This window comes from Actinospica acidithermotolerans (assembly GCF_018139625.1).
Taxonomy (GTDB): domain Bacteria; phylum Actinomycetota; class Actinomycetes; order Streptomycetales; family Catenulisporaceae; genus Actinospica; species Actinospica acidithermotolerans.
In genome coordinates, this window is the sequence record NZ_JAGSOH010000035.1 from 23,604 (window position 1) to 48,303 (window position 24,700).

General features: G+C 71.4%; 16 protein-coding genes and 1 pseudogene. 6 read left to right on the forward strand and 11 right to left on the reverse strand.

Annotated features, from left to right (window positions below; genetic code table 11):
- Positions 1 to 125: 125 nt before the first annotated feature.
- Together KDK95_RS14205 and valS are read left to right on the forward strand one after the other, a co-directional pair.
- Complete coding sequence (locus KDK95_RS14205) at positions 126 to 2,324, forward strand: SpoIIE family protein phosphatase (RefSeq protein ID WP_212518612.1); 2,199 nt, start codon at positions 126 to 128, stop codon at positions 2,322 to 2,324.
- 17 nt (positions 2,325 to 2,341) lie between these two features.
- Positions 2,342 to 4,834, forward strand: a complete 2,493-nt coding sequence (gene valS, locus KDK95_RS14210; RefSeq protein WP_212518613.1) for a valine--tRNA ligase — start codon at positions 2,342 to 2,344, stop codon at positions 4,832 to 4,834.
- Here the strand turns inward: valS and KDK95_RS14215 are convergent, their stop codons facing one another.
- The 5 genes and pseudogenes from KDK95_RS14215 to KDK95_RS14235 form a co-directional block, all read right to left on the reverse strand.
- Complete coding sequence (locus KDK95_RS14215) at positions 4,835 to 6,247, reverse strand: sugar porter family MFS transporter (protein ID WP_212518614.1); 1,413 nt, start codon at positions 6,245 to 6,247, stop codon at positions 4,835 to 4,837. It abuts the gene before it with no gap.
- Positions 6,248 to 6,386: 139 nt separating this feature from the next.
- Positions 6,387 to 6,989 (reverse strand): GTP-binding protein, encoded by a 603-nt coding sequence (locus KDK95_RS14220; RefSeq protein WP_212518615.1) that lies wholly within the window; start codon positions 6,987 to 6,989, stop codon positions 6,387 to 6,389.
- Positions 6,970 to 7,353 (reverse strand): annotated as a pseudogene (locus tag KDK95_RS14225) (DUF742 domain-containing protein); the annotation flags it as partial. The gene KDK95_RS14220 and the pseudogene KDK95_RS14225, both read right to left, overlap by 20 nt.
- Before the next feature lie 6 nt (positions 7,354 to 7,359).
- Complete coding sequence (locus tag KDK95_RS14230) at positions 7,360 to 7,782, reverse strand: roadblock/LC7 domain-containing protein (protein ID WP_349259512.1); 423 nt, start codon at positions 7,780 to 7,782, stop codon at positions 7,360 to 7,362.
- 145 nt (positions 7,783 to 7,927) lie between these two features.
- A complete protein-coding gene (locus KDK95_RS14235; protein WP_212518617.1) occupies positions 7,928 to 11,827 on the reverse strand; it encodes a nitrate- and nitrite sensing domain-containing protein in 3,900 nt (1,299 codons plus the stop codon).
- Between the two features lie 549 nt (positions 11,828 to 12,376).
- Between KDK95_RS14235 and KDK95_RS14240 the strand changes: the two genes are divergently transcribed.
- The 4 genes from KDK95_RS14240 to KDK95_RS14255 all read left to right on the forward strand — a co-directional run bounded on the left by KDK95_RS14240 (position 12,377) and on the right by KDK95_RS14255 (position 17,484).
- A complete protein-coding gene (locus KDK95_RS14240; protein WP_212518618.1) occupies positions 12,377 to 13,438 on the forward strand; it encodes an ABC transporter substrate-binding protein in 1,062 nt (353 codons plus the stop codon).
- 106 nt (positions 13,439 to 13,544) lie between these two features.
- Positions 13,545 to 14,309, forward strand: coding sequence for an FAD-dependent thymidylate synthase (thyX, locus tag KDK95_RS14245; RefSeq protein WP_372463323.1), 765 nt, complete (start codon positions 13,545 to 13,547; stop codon positions 14,307 to 14,309).
- 407 nt (positions 14,310 to 14,716) lie between these two features.
- Positions 14,717 to 15,616: a 4-hydroxy-tetrahydrodipicolinate synthase gene (gene dapA, locus KDK95_RS14250; protein WP_212518619.1), complete on the forward strand. Its 900-nt coding sequence runs from the start codon at positions 14,717 to 14,719 to the stop codon at positions 15,614 to 15,616.
- A 182-nt stretch (positions 15,617 to 15,798) separates the two neighbouring features.
- On the forward strand, positions 15,799 to 17,484 hold the full coding sequence (locus KDK95_RS14255) for a ribonuclease J (RefSeq protein WP_212518620.1): 1,686 nt from the start codon (positions 15,799 to 15,801) through the stop codon (positions 17,482 to 17,484).
- Positions 17,485 to 17,606: 122 nt separating this feature from the next.
- Here the strand turns inward: KDK95_RS14255 and KDK95_RS14260 are convergent, their stop codons facing one another.
- The 6 genes from KDK95_RS14260 to eccD all read right to left on the reverse strand — a co-directional run bounded on the left by KDK95_RS14260 (position 17,607) and on the right by eccD (position 24,671).
- Positions 17,607 to 18,092 (reverse strand): hypothetical protein, encoded by a 486-nt coding sequence (locus tag KDK95_RS14260; RefSeq protein ID WP_212518621.1) that lies wholly within the window; start codon positions 18,090 to 18,092, stop codon positions 17,607 to 17,609.
- A 41-nt stretch (positions 18,093 to 18,133) separates the two neighbouring features.
- Positions 18,134 to 18,883: a 4-hydroxy-tetrahydrodipicolinate reductase gene (dapB, locus tag KDK95_RS14265; RefSeq protein ID WP_307844355.1), complete on the reverse strand. Its 750-nt coding sequence runs from the start codon at positions 18,881 to 18,883 to the stop codon at positions 18,134 to 18,136.
- Entirely contained in the window at positions 18,880 to 20,280 is a 1,401-nt protein-coding gene (locus tag KDK95_RS14270) for a M16 family metallopeptidase (RefSeq protein ID WP_307844356.1), read from the reverse strand. Before KDK95_RS14270 ends, dapB begins: the two co-directional genes overlap by 4 nt.
- Positions 20,281 to 20,317: 37 nt before the next feature.
- Positions 20,318 to 22,540: a polyribonucleotide nucleotidyltransferase gene (locus KDK95_RS14275; RefSeq protein WP_212518622.1), complete on the reverse strand. Its 2,223-nt coding sequence runs from the start codon at positions 22,538 to 22,540 to the stop codon at positions 20,318 to 20,320.
- A gap of 311 nt (positions 22,541 to 22,851) precedes the next feature.
- The gene (gene rpsO / locus KDK95_RS14280; RefSeq protein ID WP_307844357.1) at positions 22,852 to 23,121 is read right to left on the reverse strand and encodes a 30S ribosomal protein S15; all 270 of its coding nucleotides are present in this window, start codon (positions 23,119 to 23,121) and stop codon (positions 22,852 to 22,854) included.
- A 122-nt stretch (positions 23,122 to 23,243) separates the two neighbouring features.
- Entirely contained in the window at positions 23,244 to 24,671 is a 1,428-nt protein-coding gene (eccD, locus tag KDK95_RS14285) for a type VII secretion integral membrane protein EccD (protein ID WP_249161241.1), read from the reverse strand.
- Positions 24,672 to 24,700: the final 29 nt, after the last annotated feature.

A 24,700-nucleotide genomic window follows, 5' to 3' on the forward strand; every position in this document is an offset into this window, starting at 1 on the left:
GCTCAGACCGCGGCGGCGCGTGGCCGCGGTAAAGCGTCCGTCCTCGTATCGTATGCCGTTCGGCTGCGCCGTTGTCCGGATTGGATCCGAAATACAGCGGGCGCATTCGTTCTAGACTGCACGTCGTGAGCCAGTCCCGCGCCGCCCAGTTCGCCGCCGCGCCCGACGCGGCCAACCGGGCGCGCCGTTTCGTCCGGGAAACCCTGACGGAATGGGGCAAGTCCGCCGATTACGGCCTCGAGACGGTGCTGGACGACGCCCTGCTGCTCACCAGCGAGCTGGTGACCAACGCCGTCGTGCACGCGGGCACGTCGGCCTCGGTGCACTGCGAGCTTCGGCCCGGCGCCGACGGAGCCCCCGCCGGGATCCGGGTCGAGGTGGCCGACCGGCATCCGAGCAAGCCCCTGCCCGCGCCCGGAGCGCCGGAAACCACGCCCCCGGGGGCCGAGACAGGTGAAGCGGAGCACGGTTACGGCCTGTATCTGACCACCTACCTCGCGGACTCGTGGGGTGTGCAGTACTCGCGCGGCGCGAAGCAGGTCTGGTTCGAGCTCCGGCTGCCCGGCGGACCCGCGGGCGCGCCCGACGTGCTGCCCCCGGTCCCGGCCGCCGAGGCCGCGGACGACCTGCCGCAGTGGGACCCGCACAGCATCGAGGAGCTCGACGAGCACCTGCGCGGCGTGGCCGAGCACATCAGGAACCTGTTCGAGATGGAGTCCGCGGTGATCCTGCTGGCCCAGGAGGACGCGCCGGGCACGCTGCGGCTGCGCGCCACCGCCGGGCTGCGCGCGGGCTCGCTGCCCTCGGTGACCCAGTCGCCGAGCGCGGCGAGCCGGATCGACCTGTCCGCGTTCCCGGCCGTCTACCCGGACCTGATCGGCCCCGGCGACCACTCCAGCGCGCTGCTCGCGGCGCTGGCCGACCTCGGCCTGCGCTCGCTGGCCACGGCGCCGCTGACGGTCGGCGGGCGCACCACGGGGCTGATCGCCGTCGCCGACCACGCGCCGGGCCGCTTCGGCGAGCCGGACGCGCTGCGGCTGGCCGCGGAGGCCGAGCGGATCGCGCTGACCGTGGAGACCGCGCGGCTGGCCGAGGCCGGGCAGAGCCGGCGCGCCGCGCTCTCCTTCCTGGCCGAGGCGGGCGAGCTGCTCGCCGGCTCCCTGGACCCGGAGCGCACGCTCGCGCTGGCCGCGCAGCTGCTGGTGCCCTCGCTGGCCCGCTGGTGCGCGATCTACCGGCGGGAGGAGACCGGCCGGCCGAAGCCGCCGCTGGTCTGGCACGCCGATGAGGAGCTGCACGACGCGCTGGCCGAGGCGGTCAGCGCATCCGGCGAGCCGGCGCCGGGCGTCGACGGCGCGCTGTGGCCGGCGACCGAGGCCGCCGACCTGCGGCCCGGCGAGCTGCTGGTGCTGCCGTTGGAGGCGCGCGGCCGTCCGCTGGGCACGATCGCGCTGGCCACGGCGCCCGCGGTCGGCTTCGCGCGCGACGCGGCCGACCTGGCGTGGGACCTGGCCCGGCGGATCTCGGTGACCTACGACGCCGCGCTGTCCTACGCCGAACTGCGACGGACCGCGAACCTGCTGCAGTCCTCGCTGCTGCCGCCGGAGATCCCGCGCGTCGCGGGCGCCGACATCGCCGTCTTCTACCACCCGGCCGGCCAGGACGGGGCGATCGCGGACCGCTCCTACGAGACGCTGGTCGGCGGCGACTTCTACGACGTGTTCGAGATCCGGCAGGGCTGCTGGGGCCTGGCGATCGGCGACGTGTGCGGCACCGGCCCGCAGGCGGCCGCCGTCACCGGCCTGGCCAGGCACGCGCTGCGGCTGCTGGCCCGCGAGGGGTTGCGGCCCTCGACCGTGCTGCACCGGCTGAACCAGGCGATCCTGGACGAGGGCGAGCGCGGCCGCTTCCTGACCCTGGCCTACGCCGAGGCCGAGCCGCAGCCGGACGGCTCGCTCAGCCTCGCGCTGATCTGCGCCGGGCATCCGCCGCCGCTGATCCTGCGCGCGGACGGCCTGGTCGAGACCTCGGCGTCCTCGCAGCCGCTGCTCGGGGTAATCGATGGCGATCCGGGCTTCCACATAGATACCGTCGTGCTGCGGCCCGGTGACGCGCTGCTCGGGTACACCGACGGCGCCTCGGAACGGCGGCACGGCGGGCACATGCTCGGCGACGAGGGCCTGGCCCGGATGTTCGCCGACTGCAAGGCGCTCTCGGCGGCCGGGATCACCGCGCGCATCCAGCGCGGCGTCGAGCGGTTCGGCGACGGGCCGCTCAGCGACGACATGGCGCTGCTGGCCCTGAAGGCGGCGCCGGCCAGGTAGCCGAAGGGAGCTCGACGGTGGCGATTCCGGAGCGTCCGTCCGTGGACGGACTGGACGAGAAGTGGTCGAAGGCCTGGGCGCACGCCGGGATCTACCGCTTCGTGGCGCCGGACTCGCGCGGGCAGGTCTACTCGATCGACACCCCGCCGCCGACGGTCTCCGGCTCGCTGCACGTCGGGCACGTGTTCTCGTACACGCACACGGATCTGATCGCGCGCTACCAGCGGATGCGCGGCAGGCGCGTGTTCTACCCGATGGGCTGGGACGACAACGGCCTGCCCACCGAGCGCCGCGTGCAGAACCACTTCGGCGTTCGCTGCGACCCCTCGCTGCCGTACGACCCGGACTTCGCCGCCGGCCCCGGGACGCAGTCCGTCTCCCGGCGCAACTTCATCGAGCTCTGCGAAGCGCTGACCGTGGAGGACGAGCGCGCCTTCGAGCACCTGTGGCGGCGGCTCGGGCTGTCCGTGGACTGGTCGCGCACGTACACGACGATCGGCGCGCGGGCGCGGAAGGTCGCGCAGACCGGCTTCCTGCGGTTGCTGGCCAAGGGCGAGGCGTACCAGGCCGAGGCACCGACGATGTGGGACGTGGACTTCCAGACCGCGGTCTCGAACGCGGAGATGGAGGACCGCGAGCGGCCCTCGGCGTATCACCGGCTGCGGTTCACCGTCGACGGCGCGCCGGTGCTCATCGAGACGACTCGCCCGGAACTGCTACCCGCCTGCGTCGCGCTCGTGGCGCATCCGGACGACGAGCGGTACCGGGGCCTGTTCGGCAAGGAGGCGACGACGCCGGTGTTCGGCGTGCGCGTGCCGGTGCTCGCGCATCCGCTTGCCCAGCCCGACAAGGGCTCCGGCATCGCGATGGTCTGCACGTTCGGCGACCAGACCGACATCCAGTGGTGGCGCGAGCTGGGCTTGGCGACGCGGACGATCGTGGGCCGCGACGGCAGGCTGCGGCCGCTCGAATTCGACTCGCCGACCGCGCAGCAGGCCTACGACCCGCTGGTCGGGATGACGACCAACCAGGCGCGCAAGGCGATCCTCGAGCTGCTGGGGGACACGCAGCCGCGGCCGATCACGCATCCGGTGAAGTACTACGAGAAGGGCGACCGGCCGCTGGAGATCGTCTCCTCGCGGCAGTGGTTCTTCCGCACGATGGCGCACCGGGACGAACTGCTGGCCCGCGGTGCGCAGATCACGTGGCACCCGGCGTTCATGAGGGCGCGTTACGACGACTGGGTGTCCGGCCTGTCCGCGGACTGGCTGATCTCCCGCCAGCGCTACTTCGGCGTGCCGTTCCCCCTGTGGTATCCGCTGACCGCCGACGGCGTGCCGGACTACGCGCGGCCGATCCTGCCGGACGAGGCCGACCTGCCGGTGGACCCGCAGAGCGCCGTGCCCGCCGGCTACACCGAGGCGCAGCGCGACGTGCCGGGCGGCTTCACCGGCGAGCCCGACGTCATGGACACCTGGGCCACCTCCTCGCTCACCCCGCAGCTCGCGACCGGCTGGCTCGACGACCCCGCGCTGCACGCGGTGACGTATCCGATGGATCTGCGACCCCAGGCGCACGAGATCATCCGCACCTGGCTGTTCTCGACCGTCGTGCGTTCGATGCTCGAGGAGGACGCGACGCCGTGGAGGCACGCGGCGATCGCCGGCTGGATCCTGGACCCGGACCGCAAGAAGATGTCGAAGTCGGTGGGCAATGCCATCACCCCCGAGCACCTGATCGATGAGTTCGGCGCGGACGGCGTGCGCTACTGGGCCGCCCTCGGCAGGCCCGGCACCGACACCGCATTCGAGCCGCGGCAGATGAAGGTCGGCAGGCGGCTGGCGACCAAGGTGCTGAACGCGGCGAAGTTCGTCTACGCCTTCGACGAGGCGGCGCCGGGCGCGACGGTCACCGACCCGCTGGACGCGGCCGTCATCGACGCGCTCGGGGCTACGGTCGCGGAGGCAACCAGGTCGTTCGACGCGTACGAGTACACGGCGGCGTTGACCGCGGCCGAGCGGCTGTTCTGGACCTTCTGCGACGACTACGTGGAATTGGTCAAGGAGCGCGCGTACGCCGGCTCCGACTCGGCCCGCCTGACGCTGCGGCTCGTGCTCGGCGGCCTGCTGCGGCTGCTCGCGCCCTTCCTGCCGTACGCGACCGAGGAGGTGTGGTCCTGGACCCACGAGGGCTCGATCCACACTGCTGGGTGGCCGACGGCGGACGAGTGGGCCCACGTGGCGGGCACGGATGACGTGGCAGGAGCGGCGGGCGACCGGCGGCTGCTGGACGCGGCGTCGGCCGCGATCGGCGCCGTGCGCAAGGCGAAGACCGAGGCGAAGCTCTCGATGCGCACCGAGGTCGGCTCGGCCGTGCTCGCCGCTCCCGCCGGGTTCGCCGAGCGGGTCCGCCGCTTCGAGTCCGACCTGCGGGCAGCGGGCCTCCTCGGCGCGATCGAGTACGCCGAGGCGGAGGACCTGCTCGTGCGGCTGACGACCGAGACGGGCTGATCAGCCCATCTCCTCCAGCGCCTTGCCCTTCGTCTCCTTCACGAACTTGAGGATGAACGGGATCGACAGGAACGCGAAGCACGCGTAGATGACGTACGACCCGGACAGCGACCAGCGGCTCATGGTCGGGAAGGACTGGGAGATCGCGAAGTTGGCCACCCACTGGAAGGACGCGGCGACCGAGAGCGCCAGGGCCCTGATCTTGTTCGGGAACATCTCGCCGAGCAGCACCCAGACCACGACGCCCCAGGACATGGCGAAGAAGAACACGTAGACGTGCGCGCCGACGATGGCGGTGGTGCCGTAGGTCTTGGGGATCGAGCCGACGCCGGAGGCGGTGCTCACGTGCGAGAAGGCGAAGGCGACGACGGCGAGCGAGATGGTCATGCCCACCGAGCCGATCAGGGCGAGCGGCTTGCGGCCGATCCGGTCGATGACCGCGATCGCGACGACGGTGCCGACCACGTTGACGATGGACGTGGAGACGGACAGCAGCAGCGAGTTCGAGACGTTGTAGCCGACCGACTGCCACAGCAGCGACGAGTAGTAGAAGATCACGTTGATGCCGACGAACTGCTGGAAGACCGACAGGCCGATGCCGATCAGCACGATCGGCAGCACGAAGCCGTTCGGGCCGAGCAGGTCGCGGAAGACGGGCTTGCGCTCGGAGGCGAGCACCTGGTGGATCTCGGCGATCCGGCCCTCCACGTCGATGTTCTGGCCCTCGACCTTGGTGAGCACCTCGACGGCCTGGTCGTGCTTGTTGTTCGCGATCAGGTAGCGCGGGCTCTCCGGCACGAGCAGCGCGAGCAGTCCGTAGAGAAGCGCCGGGAACGCCTCGATGATCAGCATCCAGCGCCAGGCCTGCAGACCCCACAGGGTGTTGGTGGTCTGGCCGTTGGCCGCCTCGCCGAGGCCGTAGTTGATCAGCTGCGAGATGAAGATGCCCAGCACGATCGCCATCTGCTGGAGCGAGCCGAGCCGGCCGCGGTACTGCGGCGGGGCCACCTCGGCGATGTAGGCGGGGGCGATGACGGAGGCGATGCCGATGCCGACGCCGCCGACGATGCGCCAGATCGACAGGTCGACGATGCTGAAGGCGAGGCCGGAGAAGACGCCGGAGACGATGAACAGGACCGAGGCGATCAGCATGACCTTCACCCGGCCGATCCGGTCGGCCATCGGGCCGGCGAACCAGGCGCCCACGGCCGAGCCGAGCAGCGCGGACGCGACGGCGAAGCCGGTCGCGTTGGAGCCCACGTTGAAGTGCTTCTGGATGCCGGTGACCGCCCCGTTGATGACGGAGCTGTCGTAGCCGAACAGGAAGCCGCCCATCGCCGCCGCGGCCGCGATGAACACCACATAGCCGAAGTGTTCCTCGCCCCTTTGGACGTTCGTCGTCATCGTCGCCATGGTCGCAAGGTAACCCGGTTGCACCGTGGCTAACCTGTCGCCGCGTCCGATCGAGTGAGGCCGCGTATAAGCCGGGGCAGGCCTCGGCCCCGGCCGCGCTCCGGACGGTTGGAGAGCGGGCCGGGGCCGGTCGGGCGGGTCAGCGCATCGCGGCGAACCGCGACATGGAGTGCTCGACCAGCCGGATCAGCGTGAGCTTCGTCGACTCGCGCGAGCGCGCGTCGCACGTGACGATCGGCACGTCGGTCGGGACCGACAGGGCCTCGCGCACGTCGTCCATCTCGTGGCTGAGCAGGCCGTCGAAGCAGTTGACCGCGATGATGTACGGCAGCCCCGCGTCCTCGAAGTAGTCGATCGCGGCGAAGCAGTCGGCAAGGCGGCGGGTGTCGACCAGCACGACGGCGCCGATGGCGCCGCGGGTCAGGTCGTCCCACATGAACCAGAACCGGTTCTGTCCGGGCGTGCCGAACAGGTACAGGATCAGATCCCGGTCGAGCGAGACACGGCCGAAGTCCATGGCCACCGTGGTGGTGGTCTTGTCCGGGACCTTCGTCAGGTCGTCGATCCCGTCGCTCGCCGCCGTCATGACCGCCTCGGTGGTCAGCGGGTTGATCTCGGAGACGGCGCCGACGAAGGTGGTCTTGCCGACTCCGAACCCGCCCGCCACGACGATCTTGACCGAGGTGGTCGGCCCCGAAGGCGCGGGCGCGGCGTAGCCCGGGCTAGAGGTTGCGAAGTCCAAGGAGCACCCTTTCCAGAAGCGCGAGGTCGGGCTTGCCCTCTGCGGCGCCCGGCTGCTGAACGGCGATGAGACCCGACTCGGCCATGTCGCCGACCATCACCCGGGCTACGCCCAGGGGCATCCGCATCAGTGCCGCGATTTCGGCCAGCGACTTGATCTCGACGCAGAGTTCGCAGATGCGCTGGTGTTCCGGCATCAGTCCGTAGCCGGGGTTGCGTCCCTGCGGCGTGGTCGAGACCAGCGCCTCCAGGGCCAGTTGATAGCGCGCCCGCGTCCGGCCGCCTGTCATGGCGTACGGGCGGACAAGCGGTGAGGAGTCTTGTCCTGAACTCAATGAAACCGTCCTTCGCGTCGGGGAGAGCGGCAGCGACTACCGGGGCAGCGAGTTCTGCAGCTCCGCGCGCAGCGCGGGAGTCAGGACGTCGCCGGCCCGTTCCACCAGCAGGGCCATCTCGTAGCCGATGAGGCCCATGTCGCAGTCGGAGGAGGCGAGGACGGCCAGCACCGAGCCGTCGCTGATCGCCATGACGAACAGGAAGCCGCGGACCATCTCGACGACGGTCTGCGTGACCGAGCCGCCCTCGAAGATCCGGGCCGCCCCGGTGGTCAGGCTGGACAGACCGGAGGCGACCGCGGCGAGCTGGTCGGCCCGGTCCCGCGGAAAGCCGTTGGAGACCGCGAGCAGCAGGCCGTCGGAGGAGACCACGACGGTGTGCGCCACCCCCGGCACGCGGTCCACGAAGTTGGTGATCAGCCAGTTGAGGTTCTGGGCCGCCTGGCTCAGCTCGCTCACGGTTGTGCCCTTTCCAAATCAGTGCCTGAAATACGGTTCGGCAAAGCTGCGTCCGGCTCCATCGTGCCCCGCACCGCGGTGGCGGGTCGAGGCTCGCGGGCCCCCGGCGCGTGGGAGACGCCGGGCAGGGACGGGGACACGTACATCATTGCTCGCCCTCGGTCTGCTCGCCGCCGGTGCCGGTCGCCGCGTCGCGGCCCTGGCGCAGTCCGCGGTGGAAGCTGGAGAGCTTGCCGCGCACCTCCTCGGCCGAACGGGCGGGCATCGGCGGGGGCGTGGCCTTCGCCGCGCCGGTACCGCCGGCCGAACCGGGCACCAGGTTGGACTTGGGCACCCGCTTGGGCAGGCCCTTCTGGGTCAGGCCCGCGGCCACCGGCTTCACGGCGGCCTGGGCGGCGCGCCAGCCCTCGTCGCCCGGGGAGGACCAGGCGGCGGAACCCGCGCCGACGGGCTGCTGGCCAACCGGCGCCTCCGGCGCGGGCTGCCGGGCGGGCAGGGGGGACTCCATAGGCGTTTCTCCTGCGGAGGTCGGTGCTGCCGTCGCCTGGGCCGACGGCGTGGGCTGGATGGTGCGCGGCGCCTCCGGGGTGGTGGTCCCGGAGAGCGACAGCGGCGGGAGCTGCTCCGCGACCGGCGCCGGCGCCGGGGCGGGTGCCGGGGCGGCCGGCTCGACCCGCGGGGCCACGGCCGGGGCCGGGGCCTCGGCACGCGACTGCAGGTTCTGCGCCGCCTGGGCCCGCGCCTCGTCGCGGCGGCGGAACCACTCGGACTCCATCGCCTCGAAGATCGGCAGCCGCTCGTCGGTGGCCGGGGCCGGCGGCAGCGGGTCGGCCGCGAACAGCCGCTCCGCCACGCTGAACTCGCCGGAGCCGCCGAGCTCGTCCTGCGGGGCCGCGCCTCGGCGGCCGAGGCCGCCGAGCCGGAACTCGCTGGTGTCGTCCGAGGTGCGCGGCTGCTGCTGGGGCTGCTGCGGCGCCGGGGCGACGGCCGGGGGCTGCTGCTGCGCCGCCGGGGCGGGCGCGGCCTGCGGGGGCACCGCCGGGATCTGGCCGGTGTTGCCGGAGTTGCGCACGGCCGGGAACTGGCCCGTGTTGCCCACGTCGCGGATCCGCGGCAGCTGGCCGGTCGCCTCCGCGGCCCGGGCCGGCGGCGCGGCCGGGGGCTCCGGCTGCGGCTGCGGCGCGCGCTGCGGGGCCGGCGGCATCTGCTGCTGGCCGGAGCGCTCGAAGGAGTCGGGCTGCTGCGGCGCGTTCGGCTGTCCCTGCAGCGGCAGCTGCTGGAACTGCTGCGGCGTGCCGCCGAGGTTCAGCTCGTTGCGCGGGGCGGCCCGGAACGGGTTGTTCGGGGCGGCCGGCGGCTGCGGGGCGGCCGGCGCCTGCGGCTCCGGTACGAACGGGCCGGCGTGGCCGCGCGGCTCGCCCGCGAACGGGTTCTCGGCGCGCTGCTGCTGCGGCAGCCCGGGCAGGCCCTCGGCCCCGAAGGACGAGGCCGGCTCCGGCTGCTGCTCCGGCCGGCCGAAGGGCGCGGCGGGCAGGTCGTGCGGTTCCGGGCTGCTGAACGGCAGGCCGATCGAGCCCTCGTCGCGCGGCGAGCCGGCGAAGGGGTTGACCGGCGGGCCGACCGGCGGGGCCGGCAGCGTCGCGTCGGGCTGCTCGTCCAGCGGCGTGCGCGCGCTCGGTATCGACTGCCCGAGCGAGCGCTCCGGGGCGGGCGGGAAGTCCTGCGGGCCGCCGCCGAGGCCGCCGAGCGAGCCGAGGCCGGAGGACTGCTGCGGGCCGCCGATCTCCGGCTGCTGCGCGAAGTCCGGGAAGCCCTCGGAGCCGATGGCGCCGCGCCGCGGCAGCACGCCGCCGAGGTTGCGCACGCCGGTGGCGGACAGCTCCGTGACCGGGGCCTGCTCGTTCTCGACGCCGGCCAGCAGCGAGCTCGGCACCAGCACCAGCGCGGTGATACCGCCGCCGGCGGAGCGGCGCAGCCGCACCTGGATGCCGTGCCGGGTGGCCAGCCGGCCGACCACGTACAGGCCCATGCGGCGGGAGATGGCGACGTCGATGACCGGCGGGTTGGCCAGCCGCTCGTTCGCGTCGTCGAGCTCCTCCGGGGTCATGCCGATGCCGGAGTCCTCGATCTCCAGCATCACGCCGCCGGTGTTGAGCGTGTTCGCGGTGACCGTGACGCGGGTCTCCGGCGCGGAGAACGAGGTCGCGTTCTCCAGCAGCTCGGCGACCAGGTGCACGAGGTCGTTGACGACGCGGCCGACGACGTTGGTGTCCGGCAGGCCCTGCAGCTGGACGCGCTCGTACTGCTCCACCTCGGACGCGCCGGCGCGCAGCACGTCGAGCAGGCGGACCGCCTGGCTCCACTTGCGGCCGGGCTCCTCGCCCGCGAGGACCAGCAGGTTCTCACCGTTGCGGCGCATACGGGTGGCGAGGTGGTCCAGCTTGAAGAGGTTCGCCAGCTGGTCCGGGTCCTGCTCGGAGTTCTCCAGCTCGTCGATCAGCCGCAGCTGGCGCTGGACCAGCGACTGGGAACGGCGGGAGAGGTTGACGAACATCGAGTTGACGTTCGCCCGGAGCATCGCCTGCTCGGAGGCCAGCCGGACGGCCTGCTGGTGGACCTCGTCGAAGGACCGCGCCACCTCGCCGATCTCGTCGGAGGAGGTGATCGGGATCGGCTCGACCCGGCTGTTCGCGTCGGCCGTGGCGGCGTCCGCGTCGCGCAGCCGGCGGACCATCTCGGGCAGTCGCGTCGAGGCGATGTCCAGGGCCGCGGCGCGCAGCAGGCTCAGCGGACCGGTCAGCGACCGGGCCACCAGGATGGTGCCGACGAAGGAGAGCAGCAGCGCGACGATGATGACGCCGATGTTCAGGTACAGGTCGTTGTCGGCGTTGTCCAGCAGGTTCTGGGCGTCGTTCTGCATCTGGGCGATCGTCGCGGCCTGGACGGCGCGCAGGTTGCCCAGCGTGGTCGCGAGGTCGTCGTCGGCGACCGAGGCGGCCAGGTTGGTCGCGTTGGCCGCGTAGGTGTTGCTGCCCGAGGTCGAGGACTGCAGCACGGACAGCGCCGCGGCGTTACCGGCGGAGGCGCCGGCCACCTCGGGTCCGGAGACCGTCGCGTTGAAGGACTGCACCAGCGACGAGGCGGCGACCGACTGGAAGCCCTGCTCGTCGGACTGGTAGGCAGCGAGGGCGTCCTGCAGCGTCGTGGCCTGGGCCTGCTGGATGATCGCCGGGCCGAGCGGGGCCTGCGCGTGGATCACCTGGCCGGTGATCACCGCGGCCTCGGACTCCGCCTCGACCATCTGGGTGATCGAGGTCAGTGCTTCCTGGTCCTGCGTCAGGGAGACGTCGGAGGCGCCGGAGGCGGCGTTGGTGACGACCTGGAGGACGTCGTCGATCACGCCGCTGTACGCGTTGTAGGTGACCGTGTACGGCGCCGAGGAGCCGGTGACGACCTTCTCGATGCTGGGCAGGTCGTTCGTGCGGCCGACCGCCTCGACCGTGGCCGCGCGCAGCGCGGCCGCGTAGGAGCTGCCGTTGGCCACGGCCTGCGCGGAGGCGGTCAGGTTGGCCAGGGTGGACTGGGTGTTCTTGACCGCGTACTCGAAGTCCGAGTAGTAGGTCGCGGTGTTCGTGCCGGAGGCGCTGCACGTGCCGCCGTCGGCGGCCGCGACGCAGTAGGCGGCGGCCTGGCGCTCGTTCTGCAGAGCGAGGACGAGCGTCTCGACGGTGGCGACCGTGTTCGCCTGGAACTTGACGTTCGCGTAGTGGGTGCGGTCCTGGTACAGGGTGCTGACTCGGGTGGCCGCCACGCCGATCGCGATGACCAGCGGGAAGCACACGAGGAGGAAGAGCCGGTTGCGCACGCGCCAGCTGCGGATCGAGAAGCGTCCGGGGCGCTCGGCGCCGGGAGCGGCGCCTGGGGCGGGCGGCTGACTCGGCGGGCGTATGCCGCGTCGCCGCTCGGACCCGGCCGTGTTGACACCGGAGCTCCGAGCGCCGCCTTGGGCGGACTCGCGGCGCGGGGTCACGGGTCGTGTCTGCACTTGCCCTCACCAGATTCTGGGCCGTGTCCTACGACACCCGGGCGGCCCGTGCTCGGCTCGCTCTATGGGCGTCGTGGTGCGGCGGGTGACTCGACCGTTCGAGCGCAGCGCTCGCCGGTCCGTTCAGGAAACGAATTCCAGCACAGTCCCGGTGCCTGAGCCAAGACGGGGGTGACACAATTCAGAATCAACGCGGGAACGGACCGCCCAAAACCGGACATAACGGACGACTTTGCCGAGTTTTCACCGACACGCCTAGCGAATTGCCGACACTCGGTGGAAGACTTCGGCTAGCCCGGACCGCGGGCGCGGACCAGGAACGATCGCGCAATCACGGAACGTCGCCGAATCACGACTATACGTGAGTAGCCCTCGATGAGGTATTGCCTCGGGGCCATTTCTCCTCGGCTGAATCTTGTGTACCGCGCGATGGCTGTTTCGAAACCGCGACACCGCTGATTCCCCGGTGCGTATTCATGGTCACCCGGAAGTGGATTAGCATTGCGCCGCCAGACCGACCGACCCGTGTCAGAACCCGAGAGGCCCCGCATGTCCCAGACCCGAGCGCCGCGGTCCACCGGCCGACCTGCGCGGCAGCGCTCCTGGCGCCGCAGGCTCGGCGCCTACAGCGGCGCGCTCGCCCTGGTGGGCGGGCTTGCCGGCGCGTGCAGCTCCGGCAGCGGTTCCGTGGAGAAGCCGAACCTCAACGTGGGCGTCGTCACCGGCATCGGTGCCGCGACCTTCGAGCTCGGCGTCAGCCAGAAGCTCTTCGACCAGAGCGGCCTGAGCCTGAACGTCACGGACTACTCGACGGACGCCGCCGCGGAGGCCGCCCTGCAGAAGGGCCAGATCGACATCGCCTTCGGCGACTACTCGGAGTTCCTCTCCTCCAGCGGCGCGACCAGCCTGCAGGTGGTGGGCGAGGGCTACGACGCCGGCGAGAACACCATCGGCCTCGTCGCCTCGACGAGCTCCTCGCTCAAGAGCACCTCGCTCAGCGGCACCAACGGCGTCTCCTCGCAGATCGCCAACGGCGGCGTCACGGTGGACGTGCCCGACCTGGCCAGCCCCGAGTACCTGGCGCTGGCCAACTGGGCGATCTCCGAGCAGACCCCGCTCAATGTGACCGCGCAGAAGGTCAACTCGGCCGGCACCAACTCCGACGGCCCGTCCACCGCGACCACGGAGATCAACGCCGTGGTCTCCGGCTCGGCGGGCGCCGCGGTGCTGGAGGAGCCGTTCCTGACCGAGGCGATCGAGACCGGCAAGGTCGTCGAGATCGCCAACCTCGACTCCGGCAACGCCGAGAACATGCCGATCTCCGGCTACTTCGCGCTGCGCACCACGGCCCAGAAGGACCCGAACACGATCGCCGCGTTCCAGTCCGCCCTGGCCCAGGCGCAGGCGCTCGGCAGCAGCCGGGTCGACGTGGAGGCCGCGCTGACGGCCGCCAAGGTCTCCGGCGAGGTCGCCGCCACCACCTCCATCGGCAACTACCCGACGGGTATCGTCGCGGCGAACCTGACCAACGTGCTCTCGCTGATGAGCTCGGCCGACCTGACGACCTCGAGCCTCGACGCGGCGACGCTGACCGGAACCAGCACCAGCTGACGCGCCGTAAACCCAGGCCGCACGTACGCCGCACCGACTGCTGTCGGTGCGGCGTATTAGTCTCATGACCGTCAAGGTGACCATGACCGAGGAGAAGCGGATGCTGATGACGAGCGACGGGACGGCCGAGGCCGCGCAGCGCGGGGCCGCGGAGGCCTCGGAGATCCGGTTCCGCTCGGACGTGACCGTGGAGCTGGTCAAGTCCAGCGCGAGCGACGCCGACGTGCTGTTCGCCGCCCGCGTCTCGACCGCCGGCGAGAAGTCCCTCGAGGAGGTCGGCGCGGACGCCGAGCGCTCCGCCGGACTGATCAACTACCTGATGCGGGACCGGCACGGCTCCCCCTTCGAGCACAACCAGTTCACCTTCTACGTCTCCGCGCCGATCTTCGTCTTCCGCGAGTTCATGCGGCACCGCACGTTCAGCTACAACGAGGAGTCCGGCCGCTACCGCCGGCTCGAGCCGGTCTTCTACGTGCCGGGCGCCGGGCGCAAGCTGGTGCAGGAGGGCAAGCCGGGCCGCTACGTGTTCGTGGACGGCAGCCCGGAGCAGCACGCACTGGTGGAGCAGACGACGCGGCGGGTCTGCGGCGAGGCGTACCGCGGCTACCTGGAGATGCTGGAGGCCGGGGTGGCGCGCGAGGTGGCGCGCGGCGTGCTGCCGGTGTCGATCTACTCCACGATGTACGCCACCTGCAACGCCAGGGCGCTGATGAACTTCCTCTCGCTGCGCACCAAGCGGGAGGACTCGACCTTCCCGTCGTTCCCGCAGCGCGAGATCGAGATGGTCGCCGAGCGGATGGAGGAGCACTTCGCCGCCGCGATGCCCCTCACCCACGCCGCCTGGAACCGCAACGGACGCGTCGCACCGTAACGCGCGGTGGCGCGATCAGCCGATTGTCCGACATCCACGCGATCGGATGAACCCCGCGCGGCGGCCGTGACCGCACGCCGCGCCGATCGGTAATGACGGCAGGACCCCGCCGCGTCGTGACCCCCCGAACTCGGCGCGGCGGGCGTCTGCCCATCACCGGCACCGACCCCGCCGCGTCGTGACACCGAGACCACCTGAACTCGGCGCGGCGGGCGTCTGCCCAATCACCGCCACCGACCCCGCCGCGTCGTGACACCGAGACCACCTGAACTCGGCGCGGCGGGCGTCTGCCCAATACGGGGAACATCCACTGCGGACCGTCAGACGCTCGGAGACTTCGAACCACCGGACGCTCGCAGACTGCGGATCGGTGTCGCGTGCCCGCGCCGGTCCGGTAGCTTTATCCCATGGCCTCCACTTATTCCAGCTCCGTGCCCTTCGGCCGCGTCGTCACCGCGATGGTCACCCCGTTCAGCGCCGATGGCGCGCTGGACCTGGACGGTGCGCGCGAGCTGGCCCGGCAGCTGGTGGAGTCCGGCAGTTCCGCCCTGGTCGTCAACGGCACCACCGGCGAGTCCCCGACGACCTCGGCCGCGGAGAAGACCGCGGTGCTCAAGGCCGTGATCGAGGCGGTCGGCGATCGGGCGCGGGTGATCGGCGGCATCGGCGGCAACAACACCGCGCACGTGCTCGAGGAGGCGAGGGCGGTGGCCGAGGCCGGTGCGCACGCGATCCTCGCCGTCACGCCGTACTACAACAAGCCGCCGCAGGAGGGCGTCTACCGGCACTTCACCGCCGTGGCCGACGCCACCGAACTGCCGGTGATGCTCTACGACATCCCGGGCCGCACGGCCACGCCGATCGCCACCGAGACGCTGCTGCGGCTCGCCGAGCACCCGCGGATCACCGCGGTGAAGGACGCGAAGGGCGACCTCGCCGCGTCCAGCCGGGTGATGGCGGAGACCGACCTGGCCTACTACTGCGGCGACGACGCGCTGAACCTGCCGTTCGCCGCGGTCGGCGCCGTCGGCACCGTCTCCGTGGTCTCCCACCTGGTCGGACCCGAGTTGAACGCGATGTACGAGGCCTTTTTCGCCGGCGACGTCGCGAAGGCCAGGGACATCCACCGGATGCTGCTCCCGGTGTTCACGGGTGTTTTCCGCACCCAGGGGGTAATCACTGTCAAGGCGGCCCTGCGCGCCCTCGGCCGGCCGGGCGGCCCGGTGCGGCTGCCGCAGATCGACCTGGACGAGGCCGGGCTGGCCACGCTGCGCGCGGACCTCGCCGCCGCCGGCATCGCCATCTGACCCGCCGCCCCCCGCCGCACGCACACGCTTACGGCCCTCGCGCCGGACAACCGAAGAACAACCGAATAAGGACGGCGATACGCCGCGGGACCCGCGGCCCCGCCGCACCCCGTCGCACGACCGGACTCCGGACATACGGCAACCAACCCACACCAACAACCCGCAACACAAGGAGCCGCCAGATGAGCCATCCGCACCCCGAGCTGGGGACCCCGCCGCCGCTGGCCGAAGGCGCGCTGCGCGTCACCCCGCTCGGCGGGCTCGGCGAGATCGGCCGCAACATGACCGTCTTCGAATACGGCGGCAAGCTGCTGATCGTGGACTGCGGGGTGCTCTTCCCCGAGCCCGAGCAGCCCGGCGTCGACCTGATCCTGCCCGACTTCACCTCGATCAGGGACCGCTACGACGACGTCGTCGCCGTGGTGCTCACGCACGGCCACGAGGACCACATCGGCGCTGTGCCCTACCTGCTCAAGGAGCGCGCCGACATCCCGCTGATCGGCTCGCAGCTGACCCTCGCGCTGATCGAGGCCAAGCTCGCCGAGCACCGGATCCGGCCGTACACGCTGGAGGTCAAGGAGGGGCAGACCGAGCGGATCGGCCCCTTCGACTGCTCCTTCCTGGCCGTGAACCACTCGATCCCGGACGCGCTGGCCGTGGTGATCAAGACCGGCGCCGGCACCGTGCTGCACACCGGCGACTTCAAGATGGACCAGCTGCCGCTGGACGGCCGGCTCACCGACCTCGCGGGCGTCTCCAAGCTCGGCGAGGCCGGCCTCGACCTGGTGCTGGTGGACTCCACCAACGCCGAGGTGCCCGGCTTCGTGGCGAGCGAGCGGGAGATCATGCCCGCCCTCGAGCGCGCCTTCGCGAGCGCCGAGCGGCGGCTGATCGTCGCCTCCTTCGCCAGCCACGTGCACCGCATCCAGCAGGTCCTGGACTGCGCGGTCAAGTACAAGCGGAAGGTGGCCTTCATCGGCCGCTCGATGGTCCGCAACATGGGCGTGGCCCGCGACCTGGGCTACCTCAAGGTGCCGGACGGCCTGGTGATCGACGCCAAGGTGATCGAGGAGCTGCCGCCGGAGCAGGTCGTGCTGGTGTGCACCGGTTCGCAGGGCGAGCCGATGGCCGCGCTCTCCCGGATGGCCAGCCGCGACCACCAGATCCGGATCGTGGAGAACGACACGGTCGTGCTGGCCTCGTCGCTGATCCCGGGCAACGAGTCGGCCGTCTACCGGGTCATCAACGGGCTCAGCCGCTGGGGCGCCAACGTGGTGCACAAGGGCAACGCCAAGGTGCACGTCTCCGGCCACGCCTCGGCCGGCGAGCTGCTGTACTTCTACAACCTCGCCAAGCCGAGGAACGTCATGCCGGTGCACGGCGAGTGGCGCCACCTGCGCGCGAACGCCGACCTGGCCGTGCTCACGGGGGTTCCGCGCGAGCGGACCGTGCTGGCCGAGGACGGCGTCGCGGTGGACCTGGCCGACGGCGTCGCCAGGATCGCGGGCAAGGTCCCGTGCGGCTACGTGTACGTGGACGGCGCCTCGGTCGGCGACATCACCGAGGCCTCGCTCAAGGACCGCCGAATCCTCGGCGACGAGGGCTTCATCTCCGTCTTCGCGGTCGTCGACGCGGACACCGGCAAGGTCACCGGCACCCTGCAGGTCCAGTCCCGCGGCGCCGGCATCGACGACGAGCAGCTCACCGCCGTCGTGCCGAAGATCGAGGAGGCGCTGGCCGACGCGGCCGCCGAGGGGGTCGGCGACGCCTACCAGCTGCAGCAGATCATCCGCAGGGTGGTCGGCAAGTGGGTCAACGACTCCTTCCGCCGCCGCCCGATGATCCTGCCGGTCATCATCGAGGTCTGAGCCGCGAAACGGGGCAAAGACAGACGTCTGGCGCGCCATCGGCGCGCCAGACGTCGTTTCGCTTCATGCCCGGTGAACCGTGCGTCAGCTGTGTGCCAACATACCTGAACCGGTGTCTGTATTCAGACCTTCGCGTCCTTCGGACCTGCCAGCTTGACCGCATGGCGCATAGCCGCGCGCGCCCGCGACGAGTCCTTGGCGGCGTAGTACGCGGCGGCGAGCCGGTACCAGCAGCGCCAGTCCTCGGGCGACGCCTCGGTCTCGGCCTTGCGCTTGGCGAACAGCTCGTCCGCCGCGCTCTTGTCCACCCGGCCGCCGGGGGAACGCGGCAGCGCGTCGATCTCGTCGTAGCGCAGGCCGCCGCCCGGGGACTCGTCGTCGTCCAGGGCGATGGCCAGCCGCTCGGTGGCCAGGCCGAACTGGATCTCACGCCAGAGGAACCAGGCGCCGATCACGCCGAAGGCCAGGACGGCGACGCCGAGCAGGCCCGCCGTCAGGCTGTGGTCGGTGAACGCCGTCTGCAGCGCGAGGATGCCGCGCCAGATGCACCCGACGAGGTAGAAGACGAGCACGGCGCCGAGCAGGTACGCGGTGGTGCGGGCACGCATGGTGATCAGATCCAGACTTCGGTGACGCGAACACGCCCAGGCTACAGGCTCAGGAAGTGCTCAAGACCGACGGTCAGGCCCGGATGCCCTGCGACTTCGCGCACACCCAGCACCACGCCGGGCATGAAGGAGGCCCGGTCAAGCGAGTCGTGCCGGATCGTGAGCGTCTCGCCGACACCGCCGAGCAGCACCTCCTGGTGCGCGATGAGCCCGCGCAGCCGCACGGAGTGGATGGTCACGTCCTCGACCTTGCCGCCGCGGTGGTGGTCGCCGTCCTCGGCGGTCGCGTCCGGGGACGGGCCGACACCCGCCGCCGCGCGCGACTCGGCGATCAGCTGCGCGGTGCGCAGGGCCGTGCCGCTGGGCGCGTCCAGCTTGTTCGGGTGGTGCAGCTCGATGATCTCGACCGACTCGAAGTACGCGGAGGCCTGCGCGGCGAACTTCATCATCAGCACGGCGCCGAGCGAGAAGTTCGGGGCGATCAGCACGCCGACCCCGGCCGAGGCGGCGAGCGCCCGCTCGACCCGCGCGATCTTGTCCGGGCCGAACCCGCTGGTGCCGACCACGGCGTGGATGCCGTTGCCGACGCAGAACTCGATGTTGCCGAGCGCCGAGTCGGGAGTGGTGAAGTCCACCGCGACCTGGGCTCCGGCCTCGACGGCCGCCTTGGGATCGTCCCCGACGTCGATCCGCGCGACGACCTCCATGCCGTCGGCGGCCTCGACCGCGTCGCACACCTGCCGGCCCATCCGGCCCGCGGCTCCGAACACGGCGACCTTCAGTTCGCTCACGCGAAGTCCTCGACATTCTTGTACGGACCGACGACGGCCGCCGCCGGGCTGGTGGCGAGCAGGTCCGTCGCCACGTTCTTGACCTCGTCCAGGGTGACCGAGCCGATCCGGTCGAGTACGGAGTCCACCGACAGGTGCTGGCCGTAGACCAGCTCGCTCTTGCCGATGCGGCTCATCCGCGAGCCGGTGTCCTCCAGGCCGAGCACGGTCCCGCCGCGCAGCTGGCCGATGCCCAGCGCCAGCTCCTGCTCGCTGATGCCCTCGGCGGCCGCGCGCTCGATCTCGGCGCGGCACAGGCTCAGCACCTCGCGCAGCTTCTTCGGCTGGCAGCCCGCGTAGACGCCGAACGCGCCGGAGTCGGTGAACTGGGTCGCGAAGCTGTAGACGGAGTAGGCCAGGCCGCGCTTCTCGCGCACCTCCTGGAACAGCCGGGAGGACATCCCGCCGCCGAGTACCGCCGCGAGCACGCCGAGCGCCCAGCGCCGGTCGTCGAGCCGCCGCACGCCCGGGGTGCCGAGCACCAGGTGCGCCTGCTCGGTCTTCTTGCCCAGCAGCCGGACGGCGGGCTCCAGGATCAGCGGGGTCGGGTTGACGGCGTCCTGCTCGGCCCGCGAGGTGCGCGCGGCGAGCGTGGCGTCCAGCGAGATGTGCGAGGAGTCCCGGGCGGCCCGCTCGAAGCCCTGCCGGACGAGCTCGACGACCTGCTCGTGCTCGAGGTTGCCGGCCGCCGCGACGACCAGGTTGGGGCCGACGTAGTGCCGGCGGTAGTGCTCGGCGATCTGATCGCGGGTCAGCCCGCGCACCGACTCCACCGAGCCCGCGATGGGCCGGCCGAGCGGGGTGTCGCCCCACATCGCGAGCGAGAACTCCTCGTGCACCAGGTCGCCCGGGTCGTCCTCGGTCATCGCGATCTCTTCGAGGATGACCTCGCGCTCCGACTCGACGTCCTCGGCGCGCAGCAGCGCCGAGGAGACGACGTCGGTGAGCACGTCCGCGGCCAGCGGCAGGTCGGCGTCGAGCACCCGTGCGTAGTAGCACGTGTACTCCTTGGTCGTGAAGGCGTTGATGTCGCCGCCCACGGCCTCGATCGCCGCCGAGATGTCCAGCGCGCTGCGCCGCGGCGTGCCCTTGAACAGCAGGTGCTCGAGGTAGTGGCTGGCGCCGGCCAGCTCCACCGACTCGTCGCGCGAGCCGACGCCCACCCAGACGCCGAGCGAGACCGAGCGCACCAGCGGCATCGACTCGGTCACCACCCGGATCCCGCCGGGCAGCAGGGTCCGGCGCACCACGCCGGACCCGTCGGCGCCCTCGAGGAGCAACTCCGTCCCCGGCACACCCCGCTCCGGTTCACCCGGCTGCGCGTAGGCGGACGCGGAGGTCGTGACGGAGTCGCTCACTTCGGGCCTTTCCCTTGAGACTGCGGACGCTGCGGTACTACGCCTGCGGTGCCGCGTCCGACGCCTCGGCTGCGGCCTCCTCGGCGACCACGGGGGTCAGCGAGAGCTTGCCGCGCTGGTCGATCTCGGAGATCTCGACCTGGATCTTGTCGCCGACCTTGACCACGTCGTCGACGTTCTCCACGCGCTTGCCGCCGGCGATCTTGCGCAGCTGCGAGATGTGCAGCAGGCCGTCCTTGCCGGGCAGCAGCGAGACGAACGCGCCGAAGGCGGTGGTCTTGACGACCGTGCCCAGGAAGCGCTCGCCGACCTCGGGCATCGTCGGGTTGGCGATCTGGTTGATCGTCGCCCGCGCCTGCTCCGCCGCCGCACCCGTCGTGGCACCGATGTAGATGGTGCCGTCGTCCTCGATGGTGATGTCGGCGCCGGTGTCCTCCTGGATCTGGTTGATCATCTTGCCCTTCGGGCCGATGACCTCACCGATCTTGTCCACCGGGATCTTGATGGTGATGATGCGCGGCGCGAGCTCGGACATCTCGTCCGGCACGTCGATCGCCTCGAGCATCACGTCGAGCACGTGGAAGCGCGCGTCGCGGGCCTGCTTGAGCGCCTGGGCCAGCACGTTGGCGGGGATGCCGTCGAGCTTGGTGTCCAGCTGCAGGGCGGTGACGAACTCCTTGGTGCCGGCGACCTTGAAGTCCATGTCGCCGAAGGCGTCCTCGGCGCCGAGGATGTCGGTCAGCGCGACGTACTCGGTCTTGCCGTCGATCTCCGCGGAGACCAGGCCCATCGCGATGCCCGCGACCGGCGCCTTGAGCGGCACGCCCGCGTTCAGCAGGGACATGGTCGAGGCGCAGACCGAGCCCATCGAGGTGGAGCCGTTCGAGCCGAGGGCCTCGGAGACCTGCCGGATCGCGTACGGGAACTCCTCGCGCGTCGGCAGCACCGGGATCAGCGCCCGCTCGGCCAGCGCGCCGTGGCCGATCTCGCGGCGCTTGGGCGAGCCGACCCGGCCGGTCTCACCGGTGGAGTACGGCGGGAAGTTGTAGTTGTGCATGTACCGCTTGCGGTTCTCCGGGTTCAGCGTGTCGATCTGCTGTTCCATCCGGAGCATGTTCAGCGTGGTGATGCCCAGGATCTGGGTCTCGCCGCGCTCGAACAGGGCCGAGCCGTGCACCCGCGGGACGACGTCGACCTCGGCCGACAGGGCGCGGATGTCGGTCACGCCGCGGCCGTCGATGCGGACGCGGTCGCGGATGATCCGCTCGCGCACCAGCTTCTTGGTGAGCGCGCGGTAGGCGCCGGAGATCTCCTTCTCGCGGCCCTCGAACTGGCCGGCGAGCTTCTCCACCGTGACGGCCTTGAGCCGGTCCTGCTCGGTCTCGCGCTCCTGCTTGCCGGCGATGGTCATCGCGGCGGCGAGCTCGGAGGACACCGACGCGGCCACGGCCTCGTACACGTCCTCCTGGTAGTCCAGGTATCGCGGGAACTCCGCGGTGGGCTTGGCGGCCAGCTTGGCCAGCTCGGCCTGCGCCCGGCACAGCTCCTTGATGAAGGGCTTGGCGGCCTCGAGGCCCTCGGCCACGATCTCCTCGGTCGGCGCGCCGGCGCCGTCCTTGACCAGGGTGATCGTCTTGGCGGTGGCCTCGGCCTCGACCATCATGATCGCCACGTCGCCGTCGGCCAGCACGCGGCCGGCCACGACCATGTCGAAGACGGCGCTCTCCAGCTCCTCGTGGGTCGGGAAGGCGACCCACTGGCCCTCGATCAGGCCGACGCGCACGCCGCCGATCGGGCCGGAGAAGGGCAGGCCGGCGAGCTGGGTGGAGGCGGAGGCCGCGTTGATCGCGATCACGTCGTAGAGGTGCTGCGGGTGCAGCGCCATCACGGTGCAGACGATCTGGATCTCGTTGCGCAGGCCCTTGGCGAAGGACGGGCGCAGCGGGCGGTCGATCAGACGGCAGGTCAGGATCGCGTCCTCGGACGGCCGTCCCTCGCGCCGGAAGAACGAGCCGGGGATGCGCCCGGCCGCGTACATGCGCTCCTCGACGTCGACGGTCAGCGGGAAGAAGTCCAGCTGGTCCTTCGGAGTCTTGGAATACGTGGTGGCCGACAGGACCATGGTCTCGTCGTCCAGGTAGGCCACGGCCGAGCCGGCGGCCTGACGGGCCAGCCGGCCCGTCTCGAAGGTGACCTTGCGGGTGCCGAAGCGCCCGTTGTCGATGATCGCTTCGGTCGTCGCGATCTCGGAACCCTCCATGGGTTCACTCCTTATCGTGATCTGGAACGCGACGTGACCCGCCTCGTCGGCGGCCCAGGACCGGTCTCCGATCGAAGCCGCCGGATCCGCCGCGCGGCGGTGCCGCGCGCTCGTGGATCCCGACGGCCACTACCGAAGATCGGTACACCGGGGTCGTTCGTTCCGCTCGTTTCCTCTTCGTTTTATCCACAGCCACGCTAACCCATGCGACTGTGTGTTCGCTCCATGACGCACCCGGACCGACTAGCACCGAGTACGCCTAGGAGCGGCACCCGAACGCCCGGGTACCGCTCCCATGTCCTGCAAGCGCGTTATCGGCGCAGGCCGAGCCGCTCGATCAGCGAGCGGTAACGCGCGATGTCCTTGTCGGCGAGGTACTTCAGCAGCCGGCGGCGCTTGCCGACGAGCTGCAGCAGGCCACGCCGCGAGTGGTGGTCGTGCTTGTGCGTCTTGACGTGCTCGGTCAGGTCGTTGATGCGCTTGGTGAGCAGCGCGACCTGGACCTCCGGGGAGCCAGTGTCACCCTCGACCGTCGCGTACTCGGTCATGATCTGCTTCTTCGTGGCGATGTCCAGGGACACGCGCGACTCCTCTATCGTTCGGGGGCTGTCCTGGTCTCTATCACAGGACGATCGATACCCCACGTGTGGCGCCCAGTCTACCAGCGCGAAGGCCCTCACCCGACCGACCGCGCCGCCCGGTGCTAGTGCCCGACCGACTGGACCGTGTTGTAGATGTCCAGCACGCCGAGCAGCACCGGGATGACCGAGGCGAGCAGCAGCCCGTCGAGCAGGTCGACGGTGCGGGCCCAGCGCGGCGAGAGGGTGCGGTCCGGCAGGGCGAAGCCGACCAGCAGCAGGATCAGGCCGACGGCCAGCACGATCGCGAAGTACCAGGTCTGCTGCGCGGTGGTGGACACGTGCCGGGCGGCGCCGACCAGCACGAAGGCCTCGGCGATCACGCCGCCGCCGATCAGCGCGGTGACCTCGGTGGTGCGGCGCAGCAGCCGGGCGCGGGAGATCAGCACCAGGCCGAGGATGCCGGCCATGGACAGCTCCCAGGCGCCGTTGGGCTCGTACGGCGCGCTGAACGCGAGTACCATCGCGCCGATCGCGCCGACCAGCGAGCACGCGGCGACCAGGCCGGTGAGCAGCTCGTGGCCGCGGCGGGTGCGGCGGCCGATCGCCTCGGTGTCCACCGGGTCGTCGTTGCCGGCGGGCAACTGGGCCCGGCTCGAGCGCTGCTGGCCGCCGGCGCCGATCTGCGGCGCGCCGTCGATCAGCGCGGGCATCGGGAACCGGGTGAGCCGCATGGCCAGGCCGGGCATGAAGCCGATCGCGGCGATCGCCACGGTGCCCGCGCCGGCCGCGAGCTTGACCGGGCCGGCGTGGCAGGCGAGTCCGACGGCGGCGGCCACGGCGCCGAGGGTCGCGGCGATCCCGGCCGCGACGTACACCTCGTCGTGCTCCTCCTGGACCACGCCGCCGATGACCGCGACGACGAGCACCGCGGCGCAGGCCACGATGAAGTGGCTGCGGCCGAGGCCCGCCGTCGCCGAGATCGGCAGCACGCCGAGGCCGGCCAGGAACGCGTAGGGCACCGCGCAGCCGCCGAGCACCGCGCCGCCGACGTGGTCCTTGTAGGAGCGCGACGCGACGCCGCCCGCGATGGTCAGCAGCACCGCGAGGATGCCGGCCACCGCGGCGGGCATGCCGTGCGGGTCGGCCGAGCTCCACAGCACCCAGGCGCCGATCGCCAGCACCAGCGCGCCGCCGGCCAGGCCGAGCCGGCGGAAGTGGACGCTCCCCCACATCCGGTTGTCCTCGGCGACCGACTGCACGATCGCGTCGACCACGTCGTCGTACACCGGCGGCGGCAGCGTCTCGGTCGCAGCACGCAGATACAGCAGGTCCCCGTTGCGCACGCCCTGCGCGGCGAGCGAGAGGCCGGTGTCGAGTTCATTGCCGTCGAGGCGCGCGAGCGCGAATCCGGAATGGGCCCCCTCGTTCTGCCACTGATCCGCCATCCGCAGAACGTCCGGCAGCAATTCCGCCAGCGGCACGTCCTCCGGAAGCGCCACGTCCACCCGTACGTCGGGCGCCACCACCGTAATGCGGCAGAACCCTGTCATCACATTGGCAGCCACTGCATGCCCCTCCC

Coding starts and splice junctions, on each gene's coding strand:
- thyX (WP_372463323.1), top strand. CDS start 13,545: ATGACGAGCGACGGGACGGCCGAGGCCGCGCAGCGCGGGGCCGCGGAG.
- dapA (WP_212518619.1), top strand. CDS start 14,717: ATGGCCTCCACTTATTCCAGCTCCGTGCCCTTCGGCCGCGTCGTCACC.
- KDK95_RS14255 (WP_212518620.1), top strand. CDS start 15,799: ATGAGCCATCCGCACCCCGAGCTGGGGACCCCGCCGCCGCTGGCCGAA.
- KDK95_RS14215 (WP_212518614.1), bottom strand. CDS start 6,247: ATGGCGACGATGACGACGAACGTCCAAAGGGGCGAGGAACACTTCGGC.
- KDK95_RS14260 (WP_212518621.1), bottom strand. CDS start 18,092: ATGCGTGCCCGCACCACCGCGTACCTGCTCGGCGCCGTGCTCGTCTTC.
- KDK95_RS14275 (WP_212518622.1), bottom strand. CDS start 22,540: ATGGAGGGTTCCGAGATCGCGACGACCGAAGCGATCATCGACAACGGG.
- eccD (WP_249161241.1), bottom strand. CDS start 24,671: ATGACAGGGTTCTGCCGCATTACGGTGGTGGCGCCCGACGTACGGGTG.
- KDK95_RS14240 (WP_212518618.1), top strand. CDS start 12,377: ATGTCCCAGACCCGAGCGCCGCGGTCCACCGGCCGACCTGCGCGGCAG.